This is a genomic window from Ruegeria sp. CDSC042 (genome assembly GCF_059610745.1).
In genome coordinates, this window is record NZ_JBXWOF010000014.1 from 63,555 (window position 1) to 87,756 (window position 24,202).

Annotated in this window: 24 protein-coding genes; 13 read left to right on the forward strand and 11 right to left on the reverse strand. The window is 58.5% G+C overall.

Annotation, left to right across the window (positions count from 1 at the left end; translation table 11 throughout):
- The first annotated feature begins 42 nt into the window (after window positions 1-42).
- From AC2FHX_RS20270 to AC2FHX_RS20290, 5 genes are read left to right on the forward strand one after another with little or no spacing between them, the layout of a single operon-like run.
- Window positions 43-1,815 carry an ABC transporter ATP-binding protein gene (locus AC2FHX_RS20270; RefSeq protein WP_496690375.1) on the forward strand — a complete coding sequence of 591 codons (1,773 nt, stop codon included), beginning with the start codon at window positions 43-45 and terminating at the stop codon, window positions 1,813-1,815.
- A complete protein-coding gene (locus AC2FHX_RS20275) occupies window positions 1,808-3,718 on the forward strand; it encodes an ABC transporter substrate-binding protein (protein WP_281973447.1) in 1,911 nt (636 codons plus the stop codon). The genes AC2FHX_RS20270 and AC2FHX_RS20275 overlap by 8 nt, the downstream gene beginning before the upstream one ends.
- A gap of 14 nt (window positions 3,719-3,732) precedes the next feature.
- Window positions 3,733-4,761 carry an ABC transporter permease gene (locus AC2FHX_RS20280; protein WP_271951540.1) on the forward strand — a complete coding sequence of 343 codons (1,029 nt, stop codon included), beginning with the start codon at window positions 3,733-3,735 and terminating at the stop codon, window positions 4,759-4,761.
- Window positions 4,758-5,912 carry an ABC transporter permease gene (locus tag AC2FHX_RS20285; RefSeq protein ID WP_142639373.1) on the forward strand — a complete coding sequence of 385 codons (1,155 nt, stop codon included), beginning with the start codon at window positions 4,758-4,760 and terminating at the stop codon, window positions 5,910-5,912. The genes AC2FHX_RS20280 and AC2FHX_RS20285 overlap by 4 nt, the downstream gene beginning before the upstream one ends.
- The gene (locus AC2FHX_RS20290) at window positions 5,909-7,252 is read left to right on the forward strand and encodes a CoA transferase (protein ID WP_496703526.1); all 1,344 of its coding nucleotides are present in this window, start codon (window positions 5,909-5,911) and stop codon (window positions 7,250-7,252) included. Before AC2FHX_RS20285 ends, AC2FHX_RS20290 begins: the two co-directional genes overlap by 4 nt.
- 97 nt (window positions 7,253-7,349) lie before the next feature.
- Here AC2FHX_RS20290 and AC2FHX_RS20295 read toward each other — a convergent pair whose 3' ends face one another.
- Window positions 7,350-9,725: a mechanosensitive ion channel domain-containing protein gene (locus tag AC2FHX_RS20295; protein WP_496703524.1), complete on the reverse strand. Its 2,376-nt coding sequence runs from the start codon at window positions 9,723-9,725 to the stop codon at window positions 7,350-7,352.
- Between the two features lie 368 nt (window positions 9,726-10,093).
- Between AC2FHX_RS20295 and AC2FHX_RS20300 the strand changes: the two genes are divergently transcribed.
- From AC2FHX_RS20300 to AC2FHX_RS20330, 7 genes are read left to right on the forward strand one after another with little or no spacing between them, the layout of a single operon-like run.
- Window positions 10,094-11,308 (forward strand): glycosyltransferase family protein, encoded by a 1,215-nt coding sequence (locus AC2FHX_RS20300; protein ID WP_185956733.1) that lies wholly within the window; start codon window positions 10,094-10,096, stop codon window positions 11,306-11,308.
- A complete protein-coding gene (locus AC2FHX_RS20305; protein WP_282022261.1) occupies window positions 11,305-12,552 on the forward strand; it encodes a glycosyltransferase in 1,248 nt (415 codons plus the stop codon). The genes AC2FHX_RS20300 and AC2FHX_RS20305 overlap by 4 nt, the downstream gene beginning before the upstream one ends.
- On the forward strand, window positions 12,552-13,628 hold the full coding sequence (locus tag AC2FHX_RS20310) for a glycosyltransferase family 4 protein (protein ID WP_282022260.1): 1,077 nt from the start codon (window positions 12,552-12,554) through the stop codon (window positions 13,626-13,628). Before AC2FHX_RS20305 ends, AC2FHX_RS20310 begins: the two co-directional genes overlap by 1 nt.
- Window positions 13,625-14,209, forward strand: coding sequence for a histidine phosphatase family protein (locus tag AC2FHX_RS20315; protein WP_496703522.1), 585 nt, complete (start codon window positions 13,625-13,627; stop codon window positions 14,207-14,209). Before AC2FHX_RS20310 ends, AC2FHX_RS20315 begins: the two co-directional genes overlap by 4 nt.
- Window positions 14,206-15,354, forward strand: coding sequence for a glycosyltransferase family protein (locus AC2FHX_RS20320; RefSeq protein ID WP_496703520.1), 1,149 nt, complete (start codon window positions 14,206-14,208; stop codon window positions 15,352-15,354). Before AC2FHX_RS20315 ends, AC2FHX_RS20320 begins: the two co-directional genes overlap by 4 nt.
- Window positions 15,344-16,117, forward strand: coding sequence for a polysaccharide deacetylase family protein (locus AC2FHX_RS20325; protein WP_496678906.1), 774 nt, complete (start codon window positions 15,344-15,346; stop codon window positions 16,115-16,117). Before AC2FHX_RS20320 ends, AC2FHX_RS20325 begins: the two co-directional genes overlap by 11 nt.
- Window positions 16,114-16,590 carry a class I SAM-dependent methyltransferase gene (locus tag AC2FHX_RS20330; protein WP_496678904.1) on the forward strand — a complete coding sequence of 159 codons (477 nt, stop codon included), beginning with the start codon at window positions 16,114-16,116 and terminating at the stop codon, window positions 16,588-16,590. Before AC2FHX_RS20325 ends, AC2FHX_RS20330 begins: the two co-directional genes overlap by 4 nt.
- On the opposite strand, the gene AC2FHX_RS20335 is transcribed toward AC2FHX_RS20330, so the two are convergent.
- Window positions 16,591-17,730: an alpha-D-ribose 1-methylphosphonate 5-triphosphate diphosphatase gene (locus AC2FHX_RS20335; RefSeq protein ID WP_496703518.1), complete on the reverse strand. Its 1,140-nt coding sequence runs from the start codon at window positions 17,728-17,730 to the stop codon at window positions 16,591-16,593.
- Between the two features lie 52 nt (window positions 17,731-17,782).
- On the opposite strand from AC2FHX_RS20335, the gene AC2FHX_RS20340 reads away from it, so the two are divergent.
- Window positions 17,783-18,466 carry a DUF1045 domain-containing protein gene (locus tag AC2FHX_RS20340; RefSeq protein WP_496703516.1) on the forward strand — a complete coding sequence of 228 codons (684 nt, stop codon included), beginning with the start codon at window positions 17,783-17,785 and terminating at the stop codon, window positions 18,464-18,466.
- On the opposite strand, the gene AC2FHX_RS20345 is transcribed toward AC2FHX_RS20340, so the two are convergent.
- From AC2FHX_RS20345 to phnG, 9 genes are read right to left on the reverse strand one after another with little or no spacing between them, the layout of a single operon-like run.
- Window positions 18,448-18,996 carry a ribose 1,5-bisphosphate phosphokinase PhnN gene (locus AC2FHX_RS20345; protein WP_282022253.1) on the reverse strand — a complete coding sequence of 183 codons (549 nt, stop codon included), beginning with the start codon at window positions 18,994-18,996 and terminating at the stop codon, window positions 18,448-18,450. The genes AC2FHX_RS20340 and AC2FHX_RS20345 overlap by 19 nt on opposite strands.
- Window positions 18,993-19,676 carry a phosphonate C-P lyase system protein PhnL gene (phnL, locus tag AC2FHX_RS20350; protein WP_282022252.1) on the reverse strand — a complete coding sequence of 228 codons (684 nt, stop codon included), beginning with the start codon at window positions 19,674-19,676 and terminating at the stop codon, window positions 18,993-18,995. Before phnL ends, AC2FHX_RS20345 begins: the two co-directional genes overlap by 4 nt.
- An 11-nt stretch (window positions 19,677-19,687) precedes the next feature.
- Complete coding sequence (gene phnK / locus AC2FHX_RS20355; protein ID WP_496703514.1) at window positions 19,688-20,458, reverse strand: phosphonate C-P lyase system protein PhnK; 771 nt, start codon at window positions 20,456-20,458, stop codon at window positions 19,688-19,690.
- 5 nt (window positions 20,459-20,463) lie between these two features.
- Window positions 20,464-20,868: a VOC family protein gene (locus AC2FHX_RS20360; protein ID WP_282027594.1), complete on the reverse strand. Its 405-nt coding sequence runs from the start codon at window positions 20,866-20,868 to the stop codon at window positions 20,464-20,466.
- Window positions 20,865-21,725 carry an alpha-D-ribose 1-methylphosphonate 5-phosphate C-P-lyase PhnJ gene (locus AC2FHX_RS20365; protein ID WP_142639343.1) on the reverse strand — a complete coding sequence of 287 codons (861 nt, stop codon included), beginning with the start codon at window positions 21,723-21,725 and terminating at the stop codon, window positions 20,865-20,867. The genes AC2FHX_RS20360 and AC2FHX_RS20365 overlap by 4 nt, the downstream gene beginning before the upstream one ends.
- Window positions 21,718-21,990: a hypothetical protein gene (locus AC2FHX_RS20370; RefSeq protein WP_496703511.1), complete on the reverse strand. Its 273-nt coding sequence runs from the start codon at window positions 21,988-21,990 to the stop codon at window positions 21,718-21,720. The genes AC2FHX_RS20365 and AC2FHX_RS20370 overlap by 8 nt, the downstream gene beginning before the upstream one ends.
- Complete coding sequence (locus AC2FHX_RS20375) at window positions 21,987-23,078, reverse strand: carbon-phosphorus lyase complex subunit (RefSeq protein ID WP_496703509.1); 1,092 nt, start codon at window positions 23,076-23,078, stop codon at window positions 21,987-21,989. The genes AC2FHX_RS20370 and AC2FHX_RS20375 overlap by 4 nt, the downstream gene beginning before the upstream one ends.
- A 3-nt stretch (window positions 23,079-23,081) precedes the next feature.
- Window positions 23,082-23,657 (reverse strand): phosphonate C-P lyase system protein PhnH, encoded by a 576-nt coding sequence (gene phnH, locus AC2FHX_RS20380; RefSeq protein WP_496703507.1) that lies wholly within the window; start codon window positions 23,655-23,657, stop codon window positions 23,082-23,084.
- Window positions 23,657-24,115, reverse strand: a complete 459-nt coding sequence (gene phnG / locus AC2FHX_RS20385) for a phosphonate C-P lyase system protein PhnG (protein WP_496692910.1) — start codon at window positions 24,113-24,115, stop codon at window positions 23,657-23,659. The genes phnH and phnG overlap by 1 nt, the downstream gene beginning before the upstream one ends.
- Window positions 24,116-24,202: the final 87 nt, after the last annotated feature.

The window sequence follows — 24,202 nt, forward strand, 5'->3', positions numbered from 1 at the left end:
CAAGCCTATGCCGAGCTACGGCCTAACGGGTGGAATACCCGCATGACTGCGTTGTTGTCTGTCCGGGACCTCAGCATCGGATTTGGTGCCGGAGAGTCTGTGGTTCAAGGCGTCAACTTCGACGTCGAAGCGGGACAGACACTTGCGCTTGTGGGTGAATCAGGGTCGGGGAAAACGATCTCATGCCGGGCTGCTTTACGCATTCTTCCCCGAGCAGCCCAAATTCGAAGCGGTACGATTACTCTGAATGATTCTAAAGGCATGGAGGAACTGACCCAGATCAGCGAACGTCAGATGCGCGGCATTCGTGGCAATCGGATCTCGATGATCTTTCAAGAGCCGATGCGCTCGCTCTCTCCCCTGCACAAAATTGGCAATCAGGTCAGCGAAGTTCTTTGGCTGCATCGCAATGCCTCCGAGGCACAGGCCCGCAAAACGGTTCTGGAACAGTTCGAACGCGTGGGTTTTCCAGACCCTCAGCGCGCCTATGATTCTTACCCGTTCGAGCTGTCCGGCGGGATGCGCCAACGCGCCATGATCGCTATGGCCATGGTTTCCAAACCGGAATTACTGATCGCGGACGAGCCGACGACAGCATTGGACGTTACGACACAGGCCCAGGTGCTGGGGCTGATCAAAGAGCTTCAGCGTGAAACGGGAATGGCACTGATCCTTGTGACCCATGATTTGGGGGTCGTCGCCAATATGGCCGAACAGGTCGTGGTCATGCACAAAGGCCGCGTGATGGAGGCTGGAGCTGCGGCACCGATCCTGACCAGCCCTGCTCACCCCTATACCCAACAGTTGTTCAACGCCGCGCCCGAGATTCCGGATCAGGATGCGGTTGGCATCCCGATGCCCGACGAAGATCTGATCCTTCAGATGAAGGCCGTGTCGAAAACCTATACGATGCGATCCAGCAAGGGCTGGCAGGGCGAACGCCTGATCCATGCCTGCCGCGGAGTCGATCTGAACCTCGCGCGGGGCAAGACGCTGGCGATCGTCGGCGAAAGCGGCTCGGGCAAAACTACGGCCGCCCGCATCGCACTAGGGGCTGAGCCGCCTGATCCGGGCGGAGAGGTTCTGTTTCGAACCTCCCCCGATGAAGAAGCGATCACCGTTCACAAGATGACGCGGACCCAGCGCACCGCGTTTCAGCGCAAGGCGCAGATGGTGTTTCAGGATCCCTACAGCTCGCTCAGTCCTCGCATGCGCATTCAGGATGCGATGACCGAACCGTTGGAGATTCATCGTATCGGATCGACCGCCGAGCAGCGCGAAAAAGCGGCCGAGATGCTGACACGTGTTGGCCTGAACGCCGATATGCTGAAACGCTATCCCCATGCTTTTTCCGGCGGCCAAAGACAGCGCCTGTCGATTGCCCGCGCAATGATGCTCGACCCTCAGCTTATTGTCTGTGACGAACCCACTTCGGCTCTGGACGTATCGGTTCAGGAACAAATCCTGACGTTGCTGGAACATTTGCAGGACAGCCTGAATTTGTCGTATTTCTTCATCTCGCACGACCTTGCGGTTGTTGCACGCATTGCCGACGAAGTTGCTGTGATGCGTCGTGGGCTTGTCGTGGAACAGGCCCCGCCCGAGACACTGTTTTACAACCCTCGTCACCCTTACACCAAGGCACTGATTGCTGCGCAACCAGAGCCCGACATCAACCGCCCCATCGACCTGAATTTGGTTGCTTTGGGTGCTGGTTCACCTGACAGTTGGGATGACGCCTTCCGATTTACCGACTCCGTGGTACCTTCATTGGTAGAGATGGAGCCCGGCCATAAGGTACGATGCCATGTTTAAGACCACTCGCCCGCTGTTACTGGCCGTTGCGCTGGCCGCAACATGGGCCCTGCCCGCCACGGCAGACATGCCCGAGTTGCAAGAAAGTACTTTCTGGGAAACCGAAGTGAATGCGGGGAACCTTCCGCCCATACAGGACCGAATTCCCGCCGAACCCCTGATTGTGGATCTTGCTGCAAAAGGCAGGGAATTCGGCAAACAGGGCGGCACTTTGCGCACAATGATTACTCGGTCCAAAGACATCCGGCAGATGGTGGTTTACGGATATGCCCGCCTTGTTGGGTTCGACCAGACCTATCAGGTCGTTCCAGACCTGCTTGAATCCTTCCAGAACGACGACAACCGCAAATACACCCTCAACCTGCGTGAAGGTCACAAATGGTCGAATGGCTCTCCGTTCACTTCCGAGGACTTCCGATACTGGTGGGAGGATGTGGCAAATAATGAACTGCTCAGCCCGTCGGGACCACCGGATTTTCTGATCGTCGAAGGCAAGACTCCGACCGTGACCTTCCCCGATGAAACGACCGTTGTGTTTGAATGGGAAGATCCCAACCCCGGCTTCCTGCAGGCTCTGGCACAAGCGCGCCCGCCTTTCATCTACCGCCCTTCCGAGTTCCTGAAACAGTACCACGAGAAATACGCTGACGCAGAAAAGCTTGCCTTTCAGGTTGAAGATGCCCGCGTCAAAAGCTGGGCAGCTTTACACAACAAACTCGACAACCTTTACAAGTTTGACAACCACGAGTTGCCAACTTTGCAGCCCTGGTTGAATGCAAGTTCGGGCAAAAAGATCCGTCACAACTTTGTTCGCAATCCCTATTTTCATCGCATCGACAGCCATGGGGTGCAGCTTCCCTATATCGACGTGGTCGAGATGGAGATCGTGGCCGGGGGTCTGGTTGCTGCAAAAACCAATGCTGGCGAATCCGATCTACAAGGGCGCGGACTGGCGTTCCGCGACGCTTCGATCTTGAAAAAGGGCGAGGCTGGTGGAGACTACAAAACCTTGCTGTGGAAAACCGGGGTTGCCTCACAGATCGCGATTTACCCCAATCTGAACTACGAAGACGAAGCATGGCGTGCCGTTTTGCGTGACGCGCGTGTTCGTCGCGCGCTGTCTCTGGCAATCGACCGCAAAACGATAAATCAGGCGCTGTATTTCAAACTGGCCCATCCCGCCGCGATGTCGGTCTTGCCCGCTTCGCCCTTCTTCAACGAAGAAAACGCAAAGGCATGGGCACAGTACGACATCGAATTGGCGAATGCGCTGCTTGACGAGGCCGGCCTGACCGAGCGCGACAAAGACGGCACGCGACTGTTGCCCGATGGCCGCCCGATGGAGCTGGTCATCGAAACCGCAGGTGAGCGGCAAGAGGTCGAAAACGCCTTGCAAATCGTCACGGACACATGGCGCGACATTGGCGTCGATCTTATTATGCGCCCATTGGACAGGGACATTCTGCGCAACCGAGTGTTTGCCGGCAGCACAATGGCGTCCGTCTGGTTCGGCTGGGATGACGGCATCCCGCAACACCACACCTCACCAGCTTATCTTGCCCCTACCGATCAGGTGTTTTTGGCCTGGCCAAAATGGGGGCAGTACTATCAGACTGGAGGCGATGTTGGCGAGAAACCCGATATGCCTGAGGCCGAGCGCCTGATGGAACTGGCCCATAACTGGGAGGTCGCCTCGACTGATGAGGAACGCAAGGCCGCATGGGATGAGATGCTGAAAATCCACGCTGACCAACTTTATGCCATTGGCATTCTGAACGGTGCGCCTCAGCCTATCGTCGTATCGAACCGCCTGCGCAACGTCCCCGAGCAGGCCATGTGGGCCTGGGAACCCGGCGCACATTTCGGCATTCACCGGCCGGACGAATTCTTTTTCGCCGACTGATCAGGAGCAGCCACATGGTCATGCTGCGCTATGCAGTCTATCGCTTTTTCACGATGCTGCTGACCCTTCTTGTGGTGTCGGTTCTGGTATTCGTGATTATCAACCTGCCCCCGGGCGACTATCTCAGCAATCAGATCGCGGAACTGCAGGCGTCCGGACAATCGGCGGGTGTGGCCAAGGCAGAATTCCTGCGCGCGGAATATGCGCTGGATCGCCCCATGTGGGAACAATATCTGATCTGGATCGGTTTCTGGCCCGGCCCGCATGGGTTCGATGGGCTGGTGCAAGGCAACTACGGCTGGTCCTTTGAATTTGACCGCCCGGTCGCAGAAATCGTGGGCGACACGCTGTGGCTGACCGTCGTGGTCAATCTGGCCGCCATCCTGTTCGTATATGCGGTGGCCTTGCCACTGGGTGTCCTTGCAGCCGCGAAGTCGCGGACCTGGATCGACTATACCTCGGCCTTTGTGGGCTATTTGGGCCTGGCAACGCCGAACTTTCTACTGGCACTGATCCTGTTCTACTATGGGCACCGCTATTTCAACCTACCAATCGGAGGCCTGATGGACCCGTCCTTTGAAGGGCTGCCGATGAGTTGGGAAAAGCTGAAATCCATCCTCGTCCATTTGATCGTACCGACCTTTGTGATCGGCACATCTGGCGCCTCGGCCATGATGCAGCGGCTGCGGGCGAATATGCTGGATGAATTGGGCAAGCCCTATGTGGAAACCGCCATTGCCAAAGGCATGGCCCCGTCGCGGATGCTGACCAAATATCCGCTGCGTGTGGCCTTCAACCCCTTTGTCGCGGATATCGGAAACCTGCTGCCTTCGATGGTCTCCGGTTCGGTTCTGGTATCGGTTGTTCTGGGCCTTCAGACAATCGGCCCGACATTGCTGACCGCGCTGAAAACCCAGGACCAGTTCCTGTCCGCCTTCATCCTAATGTTTGTGGCTTTGCTGACACTGATCGGTACGATGATCTCTGACATTCTGCTGGTCATGCTGGACCCTCGCATCCGATATGAGGGGCGTGAAGCATGACCCAACATCCTGATGGTCGCTATGTCGACGACGCCCCATTCGATCCCGATGCCGCCCTGCAACAACTTGAGCGCGCCGATTTGGATGCTCCGAACTGGATTCTGGTCTGGCGCAAATTCCGAACCCACAAGCTGGGCCTGATTTCCGGCGTCTTCCTGTTGCTGTGCTATCTCATGCTGCCCTTTGCGGGTTTCATCGCGCCCTATGGCCCGAATGAACGTAATGACGAGCACCTCTATGCCCCGCCGCAAAGCATCAACTGGTTCCATGAGGGCGAATTCATCGGCCCCTATGTCTATTCGATGGTGGCCGAGGCGGATCTGGAGACCTTCCAGTGGAAGTTTGTCGCCGACACCGACACCCCGCGGCCAATCAAGTTTTTCTGCGAAGGGGCCGAGTACAAGCTGGCGGGTCTGATCAAGTCGGACACGCATCTGTTCTGCGCGCCTGAAGACGCGACTTTGTTCCTATGGGGGTCGGATCGTCTGGGCCGTGATGTATTCAGCCGTATCCTCTTTGGCGCCCAGCTGTCATTGACGGTGGGTCTGATCGGGATTTCAGTGTCCTTCTTTCTTGGTATCCTGTTCGGCTCGATTGCGGGATATTTTGGCGGCAGAATCGACTGGGTGATTAACCGTATAATCGAAATTCTGCGCTCACTACCTGAATTGCCCCTTTGGCTCGCGCTATCAGCGGCGGTCCCCTCGAATTGGAGCCCGGTCGCGGTATTCTTCATCATCTCGATTATCCTGGGGATTCTCGACTGGCCTGGCCTTGCGCGATCTGTTCGTGCCAAATTCCTTTCGCTGCGCGAAGAAGAATACGTACGTGCAGCCGAAATGATGGGAGCAAGCTCGGGCCGGGTGATCCGCAAACACCTGCTACCCAACTTCATGTCGCACCTGATCGCATCGGCAACCCTGTCGATCCCGGCAATGATCCTGGGCGAAACGGCGCTCAGCTTCCTTGGGCTTGGGCTGCGCGCCCCGGCCGTCAGCTGGGGTGTGATGCTGAACGATGCGCAGAACCTTGCCTCGATCGAGATCTACCCCTGGACGGCCATCCCGATGCTGCCGATCATTGTCATCGTGCTGGCATTCAACTTTCTGGGTGACGGGCTTCGTGACAGCCTGGATCCGTATCAGCAATGACGCTGTTATCCGTACTGCCATCACCCGAAGGGTATCGGACAACCGGCACCGGAGCGCGACCCAGCGTGTATGCAGTCTCCGAACTGGCGACCGCCAGCTTTGCGGCTGTTGGTCAGGAACTGGCACGCTTGATGGGCGCGCTGAACCTGACCCAAAGCCCGCCCGAGATTTTGGTCGATCACCGGTTGGCGTCTCTCTGGTACGGATATTCTTTCAAACCCGATGGCTGGGAAATGCCCAACCTCTGGGACAGTATCGCCGGTGATTACCTTGCCAATGATGGTTGGATCAGGCTGCACACGAACCTGCCTCAGCACCGTGCGGCCGCCCTGAAAGTCCTGAAGGTCAAAGGAGATCGGGACGCGGTTACAAAGGCTGTTGCAACTTTGTCGGCGGCCAATCTTGAAAACGCTGTCGTGGCTGAGGGTGGTGTGGCAGCCGCCATGCGCAGCCGTGGGGAATGGCAGGATCATCCACAGGGGCGCGCGGTTTCACGGGACCCGCTGATCGGATGGCACAAACCCCGACAGATTAAGCTTCGCGACCGGCCAAAGGCAACGGCCAAGCGCCCGCTGGCAGGTCTGCGCGTGCTTGATCTGACCCGCGTTCTGGCCGGTCCGGTTTCAACTAGAACTCTGGCGGGGTTCGGGGCAGAGGTCCTGCGCATTGATCCTCCGGGTTGGGATGAACCCGGTGTGATCCCGGACATTTCCCTGGGCAAGCGCTGCGCCTATCTTGACCTGAAATCGCCGGAAGGTGCCAAGACACTTCACGCGTTGCTGGCTCAGGCGGATGTTTTCATTCATGGCTACCGCCCTGGCGCATTGGACGCGCTGGGCCTCACCCAAGCCAAACGGGACGAGATTGCCCCGAACAGAGTAGAAGTCACGCTGAATGCCTATGGCTGGCAAGGCCCTTGGTCTTCGCGGCGCGGATTTGACAGCCTCGTACAGATGAGCAGCGGGATTGCCGATGCAGGTCGGGTATGGGCCGGTGCAGACAAGCCGACACCCCTGCCGGTGCAGGCGCTGGACCACGCGACTGGATATCTGATGGCTGCCGCCGTCCTGTCAGCATTGTCCGAAGCCGCGATGGGTGCGCCGATCATGCAGGCCCGATTGTCGCTGGCACGCACGGCTGACCTGCTGACCATTCTAGGCAAGTTCGACACCAAGACAGAAATTGGCGCTTCGGTTCCTGCGGATTTCACGACCAAAACCGAAACCTCTGGATGGGGACCTGGCCACAGGTTGAAGCCCGCGCTCTCGGTTGGTCCGGCCCAGATGTCGTGGGACCTGCCCGCAAGCAAACTGGGCACGTCGAGCGCCACCTGGTCATAGCCCTACGCCTACGCCCTCGCCGGCAGCCGCGCGGTCCGGCCCAACGCTTTGGAAGGGGTCTCGTCAGAGACGCAGTCCAAAGAGGCGGGAGCGGTCCCTAGCGATCGTCGCCTCCAGGACCGATATCGTCCAGATAATCCTCGTCGATGGCCGCATGCACTGCACCGGTCACCGCTTCGCGTTCCTGCGGTGTCAGGTTTTCGGCCTCTTTTCCGTCAGCAAGCCTGACGGTCACCTCACGATGCGCAAACTTGATCCCTTCGCGAGCAAACAATTCGCGGATATCCTGATAGACCTTCTTACGCACCAGCCACTGGTCGCCCGGCTTGGTCATGAACTTGACCCGAATGATCATCGCCGAATCCTGCATTTCGATCACGCCCTGCGATTTCAACGGCTGGATAAAATTATCCCCAATCACCGGATCGCTCAAAAGCTCTTGGCCCAAATTCTTGATGAGTTTCCGCACTTTTTCGACATCGGTGTCATAGGTCACCCGCAGGGGCAACTTCATGATCACCCAATCACGCGAATAGTTGGTAAGAACCTTGATCTCGCCAAAGGGGATCGTATTCAGTGCGCCCAGATGGTGCCGCAACTGGAACGACCGGACCGAGATTTTCTCGACCGTCCCCTTCACATCGCCAATGTCGATATATTCGCCTTTGCGGAAGGCATCATCCATCAGGAAGAACGCGCCCGAGAATATATCCCGGACAAGCGTTTGCGACCCGAACCCAACGGCCAGACCCACGACACCGGCACCGGCGAACAGCGGGCTGACATTGATACCCAATTCCATCAGGACAATCAGAACGATGGTCACAACAACAACCGCCAGAATTGCGCCACGGAACAACGGCAGCAGTGTCGCAAGACGGCTTTGCCCGCCTTCCCCGCCCTCGTCGCCCAGTTCAACCTCTCCACCGGCTACGTCTTCTTCCTCAGCAATCTTGGTATCAATCCAGACACGAAAGAAATGGAACAAGATATAGCCCATAAACAGGATAACCATCACGTCCAGAGCCCGTTCAATAGGCAGGTCTTCGCTCCAGCTTGCGTCAGGATTCCAGATCACAACCAGAGCATATAACCCGACGACAAATGCCAGGATACCGGCCACACGTCGCGCCAGATCCTCATAGGTGACGATCGAGTGCTTTCTCTTTTCCGCTTGCGGGGTTTGAGGAACCTCATCCTCTTCAACACCGACACCAGTCTCTGCGTTCAGCTCTTCAATCTGGCGATTGCGGACGAAGTAGCGTTCAAGCAGATAGTTCATCGCGCCATAGGCAATGACCACAGACATGAAGATGGCATAGCTGCTGGCAACAATCGGAATGGAATTCTCGTTCTCAAGCACCAGATCAACAGCCAGTTTGAACCAGCTGAACACGATATAAACTGCCAGAACCGGCGCCCAGGCAATCGATATCAGGCGCAAAATCCAGGATACCTGTTCCTTTGACCGCCCGCCTCGGATCGCGTTCGAGATGGCGCGCGCGTTGAACAGAATCATCAGAACATTGCCCAAGGCGCCAAACATGGTCAGGCCGCCATAGACCATCGCATAGACATTGTAGTTCAAACCAAAATCCGCAACCCAGGTAGAAAACAATACCACCGAGATATCATATGTCGCGATTGCCGAGGCCCAGACGTAAAGGCGTTTTGCCTCCCGGTCGGAAAAGGGCGGCAGCCGGTACTGACTGAGGTAAGGAGACAACACCATACGCCAAAGATCGGAAACTGTGCGTGCAAGAAAGAATGCCGTAAATATGGCGGTGGTCGTGAACTGAATCGAAAGATCTTCAGCCTCGCCAAAGATCAGATAGCCCACGATCAGGGCCATCAGCATCGCGAAGATCGTGGCCCCAACACCCATGAAAAAGCGAAAGACCAGAAAGGGCATTTTTTCGCGATAGCCCTGCGGATCTTCTTTTGACCGCGCCACCACCAGCCTTTTTGCAAGACGCTTGCCGTAGATTTCTATCGACAGCCAGCGCCCCAGAAGAAGGAAGAGTATATTCCAGCCCAACACTTCGACATAGGTCTGTATTCGGCCGTCCGGGCTGGTCTCTCGCAAAACATATTGCACTTCGAAGATCGAATACGGCAAAGCCTGCAGGCGCGACTCCATCGACTCGCGGAACTTCGAGAACCGCTCTTGCGCCTTCATCAACTGTGACCCTTCGGACATCGGGTCATGGGCGATATCGTCGTGCGTCGAGGCGGTATTGCCACCAGATGAGACAAGCTGACCGGCGCTGTCGATGACGATGACGCTTGCACCCGCTTCGGTGGCCGATCGGATCGCGTCAGCCAGATCGCTTTCCTTATCTGCTTCGGATGTCGTGCCAGACCCCGAGCCATACCCGGGTATAAGCGAAGTCTGCGCCGTCGCTTCCGACCCCAGAGATAGCATAGCCACCCAGACGAACAGGGCCATTGCAGCCAATAGGTTAAATCTCATGAATTCTCGCTTCCGGGTCGCATGTTGTGGCAGGTTACAGAAGCTTTCCGAACACTTCAATTTGTGCGCCGCTGCGGTCCCGATAAAGTGCACAGGCGTGTTCCGGGTGCAATGAGTTGGAATCGGATGTTTTCATCCGCTTCAAAACTGAATATGACGGGCTGGGCATACACTTTCGGGCAAGCAGCTAAGGTCTTTGCGCAAAAACGAAAAGGCACCTTGCGGCTTACCAGAGGAATGGCTGACGTTTTATGCAGTCCCTTCCAGTCGGCGGGTCACAAGGCCCTTTGGCAAGACGGGTGAAAGACGATAAGCTAACAGGTGCCGATGCGCGGACCGACACCAAGACACTTAAGACAGGCGAAGGCATGAGCCTAGGAAGACAAAACGATACTACTGGCCGCGCGCCACGGATCCTGTTCTACAGCCATGACACGTTCGGGCTGGGCCATCTGCGCAGGTCTCGTGCACTGGCCGCCGCAATTACGCAGGCGGATCCAACGGCATCATCCCTGATCCTGACCGGATCGCCCGTCGCTGGCCGGTTCACATTTCCGCGCAGGGTCGACCACGTGCGTCTGCCTGGCGTGACCAAACGGGCGGACGGGTCATACGCGTCTCAGACAATCGGGATGGGGATCGACGAGGTGACCGAGTTGCGATCGGGGTTGATTCAGACCGCCGTTCAGCAGTTCGACCCGGACATTCTGATCGTAGACAAAGAACCCACCGGGTTCCGCGGCGAGCTATTGCCAACACTCGAAAACCTGTTGCTCTCGCAGCGCACCAAACTGGTGCTGGGTTTGCGTGATGTTCTGGATGAACCCGAAGTTCTGGCCGCAGAGTGGGAACGGAAAGAGGCAACTGCAGCGACTGAAAGATTCTATCATGAAATCTGGGTTTACGGGCTGCGTTCGATCTATGATCCGACCAAGGGGCTGCCTCTGAATCACGCGGCCCAGTCGCGCATTCACTGGACTGGCTATTTGCGTCGTGATCTGGGGCCAATCGGTACCCCACCGGAACAGCCCTATATCCTGATTACCCCAGGTGGTGGTGGGGACGGCAAGGCGATGGTGAACCTGGTTCTTTCGGCTTACGAAAAGGACCCCGACCTGTCACCACGCGCGGTATTGGTCTATGGCCCGTTCCTGTCTGGTGATCTGCGGGACGAATTCGAAACCCGTGTGGCCGCCTTGAACGGGCGTGTGACCGCCGTCGGCTTTGAATCCCAGATCGAAACGCTGTTCCACGGCGCGGCTGGCGTTGTCTGTATGGGCGGGTATAATACGTTCTGCGAGGTCCTGTCCTTTGACAAACGCGCCGTCATTGTTCCACGGACAAGTCCGCGTATGGAACAGTGGATCCGTGCCTCACGCGCCGAGGATCTGGGACTGATCCGGATGTTGGACGAGTTCCGTGACGGGCTAACAACCGATTCCATGGTCCGTGCCATTCGCGATCTACCACATCAGCCATTGCCGTCTCAGGCCATTGAACAGGGCCTGCTGGACGGGTTGGACTATGTCACCGGGCGCATTGAGGTATTGCTGAATCAGGAACAGGAACGGGCAACCGGATGACCGCAGGCGCATCCAATCTGGCGGTGTTGGTCAAAGGGTGGCCGCGCCTGTCCGAAACGTTCATCGCGCAGGAACTTGTTGCTCTGCAAGAGGCCGGCCATCAGTTCGACATCTGGTCCCTGCGTCATCCAACCGATGTGAAACGGCATCCGCTGCACGACAGGTTTCGTGGCCAGGTTCGATATCTGCCGGAATATCTGTATCAAGAACCTCAGCGCATATGGGCTGCCCGCGAACAAGCGCAGTGCCTTCCGGGATACGGCGCGGCCTATAAGATCTGGCGCGCTGATTTGCGCCGCGATCCCACGCATAACCGCATCCGTCGGTTCGGTCAGGCCAGCGTTCTGGCTGCGGAATTGCCCGCCAGCACACAGGTTCTGTATGCGCATTTCATGCATACGCCCTCGTCGGTCGCGCGCTATGCCGCGATCATGCGCGGCCTTCCGTGGAGCTTTTCAGCCCATGCAAAAGATATCTGGACGTCACCGGATTGGGAAAAATCGGAAAAGTTGCACTCCGACACTTACGGAGCAGCTTTTGGTGCAACCTGCACCGCGATCGGCGCCCAGCATCTGCGCAGCCTAGCCGACGATCCGGCACGGGTTGAACTGATCTATCACGGGCTGGATCTGGGCCGCTTTCCAGCCCCGCCGGAACGCGGCTTACGCCCCGCTGACAGCCCTTTTCATATGCTGTCCGTTGGGAGGTTGGTCGAAAAGAAAGGCTTTGATCGCCTGATTGATGCATTCGCCATGCTGCCGGAAGATCTTGACTGGCACTGGACGCATATCGGCGGAGGCAGCCTGAGTGATACTTTGCAGAACCGGGCCGCATCGGCCGGGTTGTCCGGGCGCATCACCTGGAAAGGGGCCTGTGACCAACCCGAGGTCATCGCCGCGATGCGCACAGCAGACCTCTTTGTTCTGCCCAGCCGGATCGCCGCAGATGGGGACCGGGATGGCCTGCCCAATGTGTTGATGGAAGCCGCCTCGCAATATCTGCCGATCCTGTCGACCCCCGTTTCTGCGATTCCTGAGTTTATCGAGACAGGCACGCATGGCGTCCTGACGGATGACGATCCGGTCGCGCTGGCAAATGCGATTGCACAGCTGGCGGCCAACCCCGCGCAGGCTGCTGGTATGGCGGGCGCTGCCTATGATCGCCTGATCGCCGAATTCCGCATGGACCCGGGCATAGCGCTTTTGTCTGCCAGGTTAAGCGCGCTGGGCGCGCATAAGAGCTGATGCCGCGCATCGCCTTCTATGCCCCGATGAAATCCCCCAACAGCCCGGTGCCGTCGGGGGACCGGGAAATGGCACGAAATCTTCTTCTGGCAATCCAAGCCCGAGGGGATGCGGTGGATCTGGCCTCGGACCTGCGCGTATTCGACAAGCACGGCGACAAAGAGGTCCAGGCCAAGCTGCGCCATGAGGCTGATGCCGAGGTGCTGCGCCTGACCTGCGACCTGCCTGCTGACACTGCACTATGGGTGACCTATCACAATTATTACAAGGCCCCTGATCTGATTGGACCCCGTGTAAGTACGGCGCGAAACATACCCTATGTTCAGCTTGAAAGCACCCGTGCCTACAGCCGCATTCAGGGGCCATGGTCAGGGTTTGCCCAAGCGGCCCATCAGGCCTGCGACGCGGCCCGGGTGATCTTTTATCACACCGCCAATGACCTCATCACGCTGGAACGCGAGCAGTTCGGAAATCAGGCGCTTGTCGAGCTTCCACCGTTTCTTCCCGCCTCCTCGCTGCCGCAGGCCTCTAGCTGCGATGGCCCGATGCTGGCCGTGGGCATGATGCGACACGGCGACAAGCTGGCCTCTTACCGGGTGCTTGAACAGGCACTGCGCCACCTGCAGGGCGATTGGTCCCTGTCTATTGCGGGCGATGGTCCCGCCCGCGCCGAAATCGAAGCGCTGATGGCCAAGTTTGGCACGAAAGTCCGGTTTCTGGGGCAGCTTGATCGCGACGCGCTGCGCAAGACTTATGCTACCGCATCCCTGATGGTCTGGCCCGGCGTGAATGAGGCCTATGGCATGATCTATCTAGAGGCTCAGGCACATGGTATCCCCGTGGTCGCGCAAGACAGGCCGGGCGTCCGGGATGTGCTTATGCCGTCCGACTATCCTTCGGTTGCTGAAGGGGCCAAGGGGCTGGCTGCAAGGCTGCGCACTCTTCTGGACAATCCGGCACTGCGGTCTTCTCAAGGCAGCCAATCGGCCGCATATATAGCCGCGCGCCACCTGATGCCAGATGCAACTGATCGGTTCTGGACGGCTGTTGATCCTTTGCTGGAGGCATCCACATGAGCAAGCTCGCCCTATTGCGCCACGGGCATACGGCGTGGAACCGCGCCGGGCGCATTCAGGGGCGCAGCGATATTCCATTAGATGAACAGGCACAGACAGAACTGGCATGCTATTCCCTGCCCTCCCCTTGGGATCAGGCTGCGGTCTGGTCCAGTCCCTTGGCGCGTGCGGCCCAGACGGCACAACTGGTTTCAGGGCGCGAACCGTTGAAGTCCGAGGCCCTCACGGAAATGAACTGGGGTGCTTGGGAGGGGCAGCACGGCACCGATCTCATTGCCGATCCCGCAAGCGGTTATCGCCATATCGAGGATTGGGGTTGGGATTTCCTACCCCCCGGAGGTGAAAGCCCCGCCGAAATTTGGCAGCGGCTGGAACCTTGGCTTGCCAGTCTTGGCGAAAATACCGTAGCCGTTTGCCATATCGGTATCATGCGGGTCATTCTGGCCCGCGCCTGGGGATGGGATTTTGACGGCCCCGCCCCCTTTAAGATCAAGCGCAACCGCCTCTATATCGTGGACATGGAGTCCATGCGCCCCGAAACTGACCCTATCCGTTTGATCCGGCAGGAGACCCGCATATGAGGGTGATGATTGTTGTGACCCATCTGCTGGGCACCGGACATCTGAGCCGCGCACTTACATTGGGCCGGGCCTTTGCCGCTGAGGGTCACAAGGTCTTGCTGGTCTCGGGCGGAATGTCCGCGCCGCAGCTGGACCATACCGGGATCGACTTGCTAGGGCTGCCGCCATTGCGCTCAGACGGCACCAATTTCACGCGATTGCTGACGCATTCGGATGAGGTCGCAGATGCTGCCTATTTCGATGCTCGCAAGTTTGCCCTGACAGAGGCGCTGCGGAGCTTTGCCCCGGATGTGCTGATCACCGAGCTGTACCCCTTTGGCCGCAGATCTCTGGCGGATGAGTTCGACGCCCTGTTGGAGGCGGCCCACGCACAGGGTCCCCGTCCGGTTATTTTGGGATCTGTCAGGGACATACTGGCGCCCCCGTCCAAACCTGCCAAAGCCCAGCGCACCGAGGAAATCATTCTTGACCTCTTTGACGGTGTCCTTGTCCATTCAGACCCAAGCATGATCCCGCTGAGTGTAAGCTGGCCAGTCTCGGAACGTCTGGCGCATCGCCTGTTCTATACCGGGTTCGTGGCCCCTACGGCACCGACCCCGCATCCCGAAGGGATCGGTAAAGGTGAGATTCTGGTAAGCGCTGGCGGTGGGTCGGTGGGCGAGCCTATCTTTCAGGCGGCCATCGAGGCCGCACGAAAGATGCCCAACAGGCGCTGGCGCCTGTTGGTGGGCGGACAGGACGCCTCGGCACGTATAAAACACCTGACAAAACTGGCTGGCGACGCCCCTGTGACGTTAGAACCGGTGCGCCCGGACTTTCGCCAAATGCTGCCCTTGGCCGCCGCGTCGGTCAGCATGTGCGGTTACAACACTGCGTTGGACATCTTGCAGTCTGGCACACCCTCGGTCTTTATCCCCTTCGACGACGGAAGCGAAGTCGAGCAGACCTTGCGCGGCCAAAGCCTGTCGAAGCTCAGCGCAATAGACGTATTGCCAAGCGACAAGTTGACCGGAGATACCCTGGCGCAGGCTGTCGAGGCCGTTCTGGCCGCCCCCGCGCGGCCAAGTGCCGGTCAGGGTTTTGACGGGGCTGCAAAATCTGTCGAGATTGTACAATCACTTTTGGATCACGCCCATGACCGGTGATTGGCACCCCCTGATGACCGAGCTTGATATGTGGCGACGCGACGGGCTGTCTCTGCCGCTGTGGTGGAGGGATGATGACGCGGTCTGTGTCACGCCACAGTTGGAACGTTTGGAGGCGCTGTCCGCATCACTGGAACTGCCGGTTCATCTGGCGATTATTCCGCGTGACGCAGATGAAGATCTGGTTACCCATGTCGAAGGCTCGCCCGCATTGATACCGGTGGTCCATGGCTGGGCCCATCAAAACCACGCTCCGACAAACGAGAAGAAATCAGAGTTTCGACTGCATCGCCCCTTTCAGGACATACGCAACGATGCACGGGCCGGGCTGACCCGGCTACAGACCCTGTTTCCCGACAAGCTGTGCCCAATGTTCGTGCCGCCGTGGAACCGTATCGCCTCAAAAATGGTGCAGGAACTGCCGGGCCTGGGATATCAAATCCTGTCCACTGCGACGCCCCGAAAGGCAAAGATAGCGGCACCTGGCCTTATGCAGGTCAACACGCATCTGGACCCGATCGACTGGCGCGGGTCACGGGGGTTGGCCCCTCGGGACAAGCTGATCGCTCAGGCCACAGATCTGCTGCGGGACAGGCGCGAAGGGCCTGCGGACAATACCGAGCCGTTTGGGATCCTGACGCATCACCTGGTGCATGATGAAGATATCTGGTCCTTTACGCAGGACCTTCTGACGCGGTTTCTGGATGGTCCGACGACCGTCTGGACCGCCCCAAAAAACGATAAATCACGGAGACCCGAATGAGCCGATTGGATTCAATGCTGCGCCGCCTGACGGCCCAACGCGACGGGCTGAACTGGGCAGTCGATCAGATTATAGATACGAGCGGCGATATACTGGACATGGGTTTGGGGAATGGCCGCACCTATGATCACCTACGTGAAATTCTACCAGACCGGCGCATCTGGGTCATGGACAGGGTTTTACAGTGCCACCCGTCCAGCACCCCTCCGGCAGAGGATTTTCTGCAGGGCGAAGCGGGTCCTATGTTAAAGAAACTAGCAGCCGGTGGCCCGAAAATAGCATTGGCACATTACGATTTCGGGCGCGGTATCAAGCAGGATGATGTGACTGAGGCGGCGATGCTCAGCCCGCTGATCGCTCAGGTCATGCTGCCCGGTGGGCTGCTGATATCCGGCCAACCACTGGTTGGGTTTGAACAGATCACCGGACCGGAGACCATCGCACCCGACCGATACCTTTTCTACAGGGCCTGATCAGGCCACACGTCGCCCTCGCGACCACACTCCGTTCAGGGCAGGCGCCCCTTCACGCATCCGGAACCGAATGACGTCGGCGCGCGCGCCTGCGCGCAGCTCGCCTCGGTCATCCAGCCCGACCACCTGCGCCGGGGACATCGTGACAGTGCGCAGACCACGGGCCATGTTGCCCCAAATCTCACCCAGCCGTGCCGCCGACAGCAACAACGCGGCCGGCACATAGTCCGATGACAGAATATCCAGGTGTCCCAGATCGGCCAGTTCTTTGGCGGCGACATTCCCCGAATGTGACCCGCCCCGGATTACATTCGGCGCCCCCATCATCACCTTGATCCCGTGATCATGGCAAGCCCGCGCCGCTTCGACGGTAGTGGGGAATTCGGCCAGCCGGATACCGTGGCCCGCTGACACATGTACCTGTTCCCGGGTGGTGTCGTCATGGCTGGCCAGCATGGCCCCAAAACGCTTGGCCGCTTTTACGGTTTCCACCTCGTGCTTTTCGCCGTTCCTGTCCCTCATCGCCTTGAGGTCCGCGACATGCTGCTGGAATTCCTTGCCCTCCAACCCCAGCTTTCCTTTCAGATAGCTTTCGAGCTTTGAGATATCACGGAATTGACGCTGACCGGGCGTGTGGTCCATCAGTGACACCAGCCCAACACGGTCCTCGAGGCCGAATTCATCCAGTTCTTCGACCAGCGTTTCTGAACACAATTCGGCCCGCAAATGCAGGAAATGGCTGATTTTTAAGGCGTCTTGCTCTCGTAACTGCCACAGCTCGCGGGACAGGCCACGTGCGTATTTGTTGTAGCGCGGACCAGTCGGGATCGACCCGACGCGCATCGCATCGAACACGGTTGTGATGCCCGTGCTGGCCAGTTCGGCGTCATGGGCAAGAATTGCCGCCGCATGGGGCCAGTCGACCTTGGGGCGGGGCTGGATATGACGTTCCAGATTGTCTGTGTGTAGCTCGACCAGACCGGGGCTGACATAGTCACCCTCACAATCGATTGCACCGCTTGGAACCGCCGCGCCTGTATCGATCTCGGTGATGCTGTCGCCCTGAACCCGGACGCTGCCGGTAATGGTTTCGTCGGGCAGGATCAGCGTGGCATTGGCAAGGATCAATTCTTCTGTCATCTGAACTTCACACAGTTTGAGGTATTGGAAGGCCACGCAATAGGAGGCCAATGTGACATTCACGCGATACGCGATCTATTTTGCGCCACCCGCCACGGCGGAGTGGACGCAATTCGCAACCCGTTGGCTGGGCTGGGACATGGAGGCTGGCACCGCGGTCGCCCATCCTGGGCTGGATGGTGTGGATGTTGCTGCGGTTACGGAGGTACCGCGAAAATACGGGCTGCACGCGACCATGAAACCCCCGTTCCGCCTGCGCGAGGGGCAATCCGTCACAGCGTTGCAAGAGGCCTGCGCCACTCTTGCTGCCAGCCAATGCGCAATCATGATGGAGGGTCTTGAGATTGCCCGCCTTGGCCGGTTTCTGGCCCTGCGACCACTGGGCGACACATCCGCGCTGAACGCGTTGGCCGCCGCCTGTGTTCAAGAGCTTGATATGTTCCGGTCCCCACCGTCGGCGGCTGAACTTGACCATCGCCGCGCCTCCAGACTGACACCGGATCAGGACGCCAACCTGGTCATATGGGGTTACCCTTATGTGCTGAACGCGTTTCGGTTTCACATCACCTTGAGCGGTAGGTTGGACAAGCCCGTGCTGGATTCGGTCCAGCGCACCCTGGAAAACCACCTGGGGCCGCTTTTGCCGAAGCCCTTTCGAATTGCGGATCTGGCCCTGATGGGCGAGGCCGAGGATGGACGGTTTCACCTGATCCATCGCTATGCGCTTTCCAACTGAAGGCGGGACAAAATTATGGCCACCGTATCCTGCAGAGCACCAGAATTGTCGACCTCGATCACCCGGACCAGCCCCTTAGGCAAAGGGGTCTTGGCCTGGCCCAACCGACGCGCCTGTTCGCTGTCACTTTCGCGCCCGCGCAATGACAAGCGTTGCTCTAGAACGCTCGCGTCTGCAGTCAACGAGATAACAATCAGATCGCCAAAGATCTCTTGCGCCTGCAACAACACAGCACGCGATAGGTTGACCAGAACTGCCTCCGCCATCTGACGTTGCTGCGCAATCTCTTTCGGCACACCATAGAGCAACCCATGTGCATGCCAGCTGAGCGCGAATGCGCCCTCACCTTCCATCTGTCGAAACGCGTCATCTGTGACCCGTTTGAAATCTTCCCCCGCTTCGCCTTCGGGGCGGGTGACGACACGGCGCAGCCGCAGGATACCTTTTGCGCGGGCTTCCAACGCCTCAATCACACTGTCTTTGCCGACACCTGACGGACCGACAACCGCTATGACCGGGGCAAGCATCATGCCGCAATTCCCGGCGTGAATTGCGAAACGTTGATCTCGCGATCGCAAACCTGCTTCCGCCCGTCAACATCATGGAAGATGCCGACAATCGCCGCTCCGCGCTCTTTCGCCTCAAGGATCAGAGACAGGACGGTTTCGCGATTCTGCGCATCCAGACTGGCTGTGGGTTCATCCAGCAGCATGGCCGGGTATTCATGGGCAAAGCCGCGCGCGATGTTCACGCGCTGCTGTTCGCCGCCCGAAAAGGTCGTCGGACTAAGGGACCAGAGCCGTTCAGGAATATTCAGACGCTCGAGCAGACCCGCGGCCTTGTCCAGTGCCTTCTGTTTATCGCAACCAACGGCAAGAAGCGGCTCGGCCACGACCTCAAGCGTTGGCACTCTGGGCACAACACGCAGGAACTGGCTGACATAGCCCAGCGTTTCGCGCCGCAGGGTCAAGATCTCGCGCGGTTCAGCCTTGGCGACGTCTAAACCACCGACCAGAACCTGGCCCGAGGCAGCCAGATAGTTGCCATAGATCACCCGCATCAAGGTGGATTTACCTGCCCCCGACGCGCCGGTCAGCGCCACACATTCACCCGGTTCAACCCTGAGCGTAGCGCCCTGCATGACCGGGATCACCGCGCTCCCCTGATTGTGCAGGGTAAAGCTTTTGCTGACATTGTTCAGTTCAATCATTGTCCCGGCCCTCATACCTGCAACACGCTGGACACCAGCAGTTGCGTATAGGCATGCTGCGGATCGTCCAGAACCTGATCAGTCAATCCGGCCTCGACCACATGACCGCTTTTCATCACCATCAGCCGATCCGCCAGCAGACGGACAACGGCAAGATCATGGGTGACAATGATGGCGCTCAGCCCCATTTCCCGAACCAACCCGCGCAACAGGTCCAACAGGCGAGCCTGTACCGAGACGTCCAGACCACCAGTCGGTTCATCCATGAAGACCAGCCTGGGGCCGGTCACCAGATTCCGCGCGATCTGCAGGCGCTGCTGCATGCCACCGGAAAACGCGGTCGGACGATCATCAACCCGCTCCACTTCGATCTCAACCCGACCCAGCCAGTCGATCGCCTTGTCGCGGATATCGCCATAGTGGCGGCCACCTACGGCCATCAGTCGTTCGCCGATATTTCCGCCCGCACTGACAGACATACGCAAGCCATCGCGCGCATGTTGGTGCACGAATGCCCAATCGGTGCGGCTCAGCATCCGGCGTTCAGGTTCCGACATGGTCACGGTATCCACCGGACCGTCTGCACGAGTGTCAAAGATCACCTGCCCCGCATCCGGCTCCAGATGACCCGCCAGACAGTTCAGCAGGGTTGACTTGCCCGAACCACTCTCACCTACGATCCCCATCACCTCGCCGGGATAGAGATCAAAACTCACATCGGTACAGCCGATACGGGCCCCGTAGGATTTTCTGATATCCTGTACACACAGCAGCGGTGTCATTTCATTCACCTTGGGTCATATGAAAACTCGATCCGATTGCCGCCCGGCTCTCGGATCATGAAATGGAGTTTCGGACCTGAACCCGAGGGTTCAGGTGCAAACTCGACAGCGACGGCAGGCCAGTCTTTGACCGCATCGAAAACCGCAGTCAGCGCTTCTTCATCGGGAACTTTCAATGCAACATGATGCAACCCGACGTTCTTGTGCCGGTCAAACCCCTGTAGCCCCTTGCCTTTTTGCTGCCAAAGCGTCAGCTTCGCCGCGCCATTGGTTACATAAACCGCCGGATAATCCGGATTGCTGCCGAAGACCTCCCAACCCAGCGCATCGACAAAGAACGTCCGCGTGGCGTCGAGGTCCGAAACCGTAAGGCCAAGGTGGTCAATTCCAAGCACATCTTCTCGTTTCATGCGGCATCCTCTCTGGCCAAACGGCCCACATGGCCCGCCTCGCGGCGCGACCGGCAATAATCAGTGTCCGAGCAAACAAACATGCGGGTGCCTGCATCATCCATGATGACTTCATCCAGATAGCTGTCCTCGGCCCCGCACAGATCACAGGGATGGTCGGCCTTGGTGGCCTCGAACGGGTAGTCCTGGAAATCGAGGCTGACGACCTTGGTATGCGGTGGCACCGCGTAGATACGTTGCTCGCGGCCCGCGCCAAACAGCTGGATCGCGTCCATCTCAAGCTTTGGGTTGTCGAATTTCGGGATGGGGGACGGGTCCATCACATAACGGTCCGAGACCATCACAGGATAAGCATAAGCGGTTGAGATCGCACCATGCTGGCTGATGTCTTCGTACAGTTTCACGTGCATCAACCCGTATTCTTCGAGGCTGTGCATCTTGCGTGTCTCGGTCTCGCGCGGTTCCAGAAACCGCAGCGGTTCCGGGATCGGCACTTGATAGACAAGAATCTGATCCGCGCGCAGCTTCGCCTCGGGGATGCGGTGGCGGGTCTGGATGACCGTCGCCTTCTCGGTTTCCTCGGTGGTGGCGACGCCCGCCGTATTCTCGAAAAACTTACGGATAGACACGGCATTGGTCGTATCATCCGCGCCCTGATCAATCACCTTGAACGTATCGTCCGGGGTCAAAGTTGCGGCAGATACCTGCACGCCTCCGGTACCCCAGCCATAAGGCATCGGCATCTCTCGGCTGGCAAATGGCACCTGATATCCGGGAATAGCCAACCCCTTGAGGATCGCCCGACGGATCATCCGCTTGGTTTGTTCGTCCAGATATGCGAAGTTATATTCAGTCATTTGATGTAGCTATTTTGTTTCTGGTGTTTTTATGAACGTATTTGGTATTTGTTCGCTCTTTTTGGCGGTTATGCTCTATTTTATTTGGCGCAATTTTCGCGCAAAGTGGCGCCTCGGGGCCATGGCCCGCGACCTTTCGTGCGAATGGGATTCGCTTGAAATCGTGAATTCGCGCGAAGCTTTCGGCAGGAAATCGCCCAATCAGGGCAGCGGCTGGTTTTTGAACCGTAGGACGAGCCTGTAGGGCAAAGCGTTCAGAGCTCATTCCGCAGCCTCCCTCGATGCAATCCGTGCCTCGGCCTCGCGGCGCAGCTTGCGCACCAATTCCAGTTCGGACTGAAAATCCACGTAATGCGGCAGCTTGATATGTTCGAGGAAACCCGTTGCCTGAATATTGTCTGAGTGGCTCAGGACAAATTCCTCGTCCTGTGCAGGTGCGCCCAGATTGTCCTCGCCCAGTTCCTCCCACCGCAGCGCCCTGTCGACCAGAGCCATGGCGATGGATTTGCGTTCAGACTGGCCAAAGACGAGCCCATAGCCGCGTGTAAACTGTGGCGGCTCAGTCTTTGAGCCTTGGAACTGGTTCACCGTCTCACATTCGGTCAACTCGACTTCGCCGATCTCGATGGCAAAGCCCAGTTCGGGAATGTCCATTTCAACCGCGACCTTGCCGATCCGCAGCTCGCCAACAAAGGCGTGGTTGCGGGCATAGCCGCGCTGAGTCGAATAGGCCATGCCCAGCACAAACCCCTCATCCCCGCGCGCCAGCGATTGCAACCGCAGCGGACGGCCCGCCGGAAACTCCAGCGGCTCGCGGGTCAGGTCGCCGGGCGTAGCATCGCTGACCGGCTCGTCCTGAATGATATCCTCACCCTTGAGGAATTCGGTGATATGCGGGGTCGGCTCGTGTCGCGCCGTACCTTCGGGCGCGGGTAGAGTTTCGCCATCCGCAGCCAGTTTGAAATCCAGCAAGCGGTGGGTGTAGTCGAAAGTCGGGCCCAGCACCTGCCCGCCCGGCGCATCCTTGAACGTCGCCGATATCCGACGGTCACAGGCCATATTGCCCGTTTCAACCGGTTCGGAATAACCAAAACGCGGCAATGTCGTGCGATAGGCGCGGATCAAAAAGATCGCCTCGATCAGATCACCACGCGCTTGTTTGATCGCCAGTGCGGCAAGGTCCGGATCATACAGCGATCCTTCTGCCATCACCCGGTTCACCGCCAGGCTCAGCTGCTCCCGGATCTGGACCAGGCTAAGCTCGGCCACATCCGGGGCGCCTCGGCGCTCTTCGGCCAACCAGGCATGGGCATTCTCAATCGCCTTTTCGCCTCCTTTGACGGCAACATACATCGCTTAACCCTCCGCGCTGATCTGGGTACTGCGCGGCAGGGCCGCGACCTTGTCACCGCAGGTAAAGAAGAAGTCACATCCCAAAGGGAAAAGAGCCGCATTACGTTGCAACGCAGGGATATCAGGTAGGTTCAAGCCTGCGCTCTGCTTGATACCGGGACCGTGCAAAATGGCACCGGACTGATCCAGGCCGTCACGCTCAACAATCAGAGTGGTTGACCGGTCCGGATACTCTGCAGTTCCGATGCGATAGCGATCCAGCCCACCAACTTCGCCCCAAGTGCCGACGGCGAAATCCGCCTCGACAGCAGGAACCAGCGGCGCGCCGGTGTGGAAGGTCAGCCATTCGCGCAGCGCGTCGGTGTCGAGCTCACCCGCCAGATGTACCTTGGTTTCCGGGTCGCATAAAGTCAGCAACAAAGTGCCCGCTGCTACCGACAAAGGCGCTGGGGGCACGGCCCCTGACAGGCTGCGGATTTCGCCAGGGCGTGCCATCACCGTCATCGCCGCGCGAAAAGCATGTGCGGAATCAACCGGTATGTTCTGGAACCCGCCCGAGAATTGAGTTTGCGCAGTCATCAATCTTCTCCCCGAACCAGCGTGAAGAATTCTACTTTGGTTGCCGCCGCCTTTGCCGCCCGCGCGATTTTGACCGCCTGCATTTTCTGTTCCAGCGGACCGAGCAGGTTTTCCCGCACATGGTCTGCTGCCGCAGTCTGCATCATCGCATCAATCACAGCTGCAGCTTCGGCCTTGGGCTTTGACCGGCCCTGAACATAGCCATGTCCGACCGTGCCATCCTGCAAGACCACCGAGCAGCGCGTGACCGTCATTTCACCCAGGTTGAAGGGCGCCCCGGTGGCGCCGGTACGTCCGCGCACCATCACGCCGCCCACTTCGGGGCTGCGCAGCCATTCAAAGCCGGGACGGTCCGTGAGGCCCTCCCACAGCGCCAACGTGGCGTCATCTGGCGCGCGGGCCAGCAGGCCCATCCAGGTCTTACGCGCCTCGGTCGCGGAATCTCTCTGTTGTGTCATCAAAGCCTCTTGGCGGGGTTGTCTACTTATCCTATACAACTATACAAATCATAGACCGCCGCCCGGCGACTCGCAATCGCAACTGTG

Coding starts and splice junctions, on each gene's coding strand:
- AC2FHX_RS20360 (WP_282027594.1), bottom strand. CDS start 20,868: ATGAAACGAGAAGATGTGCTTGGAATTGACCACCTTGGCCTTACGGTT.
- phnK (WP_496703514.1), bottom strand. CDS start 20,458: ATGACACCGCTGCTGTGTGTACAGGATATCAGAAAATCCTACGGGGCC.
- phnL (WP_282022252.1), bottom strand. CDS start 19,676: ATGATTGAACTGAACAATGTCAGCAAAAGCTTTACCCTGCACAATCAG.
- phnG (WP_496692910.1), bottom strand. CDS start 24,115: ATGACACAACAGAGAGATTCCGCGACCGAGGCGCGTAAGACCTGGATG.
- AC2FHX_RS20275 (WP_281973447.1), top strand. CDS start 1,808: ATGTTTAAGACCACTCGCCCGCTGTTACTGGCCGTTGCGCTGGCCGCA.
- AC2FHX_RS20305 (WP_282022261.1), top strand. CDS start 11,305: ATGACCGCAGGCGCATCCAATCTGGCGGTGTTGGTCAAAGGGTGGCCG.
- phnH (WP_496703507.1), bottom strand. CDS start 23,657: ATGACTGCGCAAACTCAATTCTCGGGCGGGTTCCAGAACATACCGGTT.
- AC2FHX_RS20300 (WP_185956733.1), top strand. CDS start 10,094: ATGAGCCTAGGAAGACAAAACGATACTACTGGCCGCGCGCCACGGATC.
- AC2FHX_RS20375 (WP_496703509.1), bottom strand. CDS start 23,078: ATGTATGTTGCCGTCAAAGGAGGCGAAAAGGCGATTGAGAATGCCCAT.
- AC2FHX_RS20270 (WP_496690375.1), top strand. CDS start 43: ATGACTGCGTTGTTGTCTGTCCGGGACCTCAGCATCGGATTTGGTGCC.
- AC2FHX_RS20365 (WP_142639343.1), bottom strand. CDS start 21,725: ATGACTGAATATAACTTCGCATATCTGGACGAACAAACCAAGCGGATG.
- AC2FHX_RS20290 (WP_496703526.1), top strand. CDS start 5,909: ATGACGCTGTTATCCGTACTGCCATCACCCGAAGGGTATCGGACAACC.
- AC2FHX_RS20285 (WP_142639373.1), top strand. CDS start 4,758: ATGACCCAACATCCTGATGGTCGCTATGTCGACGACGCCCCATTCGAT.
- AC2FHX_RS20335 (WP_496703518.1), bottom strand. CDS start 17,730: ATGACAGAAGAATTGATCCTTGCCAATGCCACGCTGATCCTGCCCGAC.
- AC2FHX_RS20320 (WP_496703520.1), top strand. CDS start 14,206: ATGAGGGTGATGATTGTTGTGACCCATCTGCTGGGCACCGGACATCTG.
- AC2FHX_RS20330 (WP_496678904.1), top strand. CDS start 16,114: ATGAGCCGATTGGATTCAATGCTGCGCCGCCTGACGGCCCAACGCGAC.
- AC2FHX_RS20310 (WP_282022260.1), top strand. CDS start 12,552: ATGCCGCGCATCGCCTTCTATGCCCCGATGAAATCCCCCAACAGCCCG.
- AC2FHX_RS20315 (WP_496703522.1), top strand. CDS start 13,625: ATGAGCAAGCTCGCCCTATTGCGCCACGGGCATACGGCGTGGAACCGC.
- AC2FHX_RS20295 (WP_496703524.1), bottom strand. CDS start 9,725: ATGAGATTTAACCTATTGGCTGCAATGGCCCTGTTCGTCTGGGTGGCT.
- AC2FHX_RS20325 (WP_496678906.1), top strand. CDS start 15,344: ATGACCGGTGATTGGCACCCCCTGATGACCGAGCTTGATATGTGGCGA.
- AC2FHX_RS20370 (WP_496703511.1), bottom strand. CDS start 21,990: ATGAGCTCTGAACGCTTTGCCCTACAGGCTCGTCCTACGGTTCAAAAA.
- AC2FHX_RS20345 (WP_282022253.1), bottom strand. CDS start 18,996: ATGATGCTTGCCCCGGTCATAGCGGTTGTCGGTCCGTCAGGTGTCGGC.
- AC2FHX_RS20280 (WP_271951540.1), top strand. CDS start 3,733: ATGGTCATGCTGCGCTATGCAGTCTATCGCTTTTTCACGATGCTGCTG.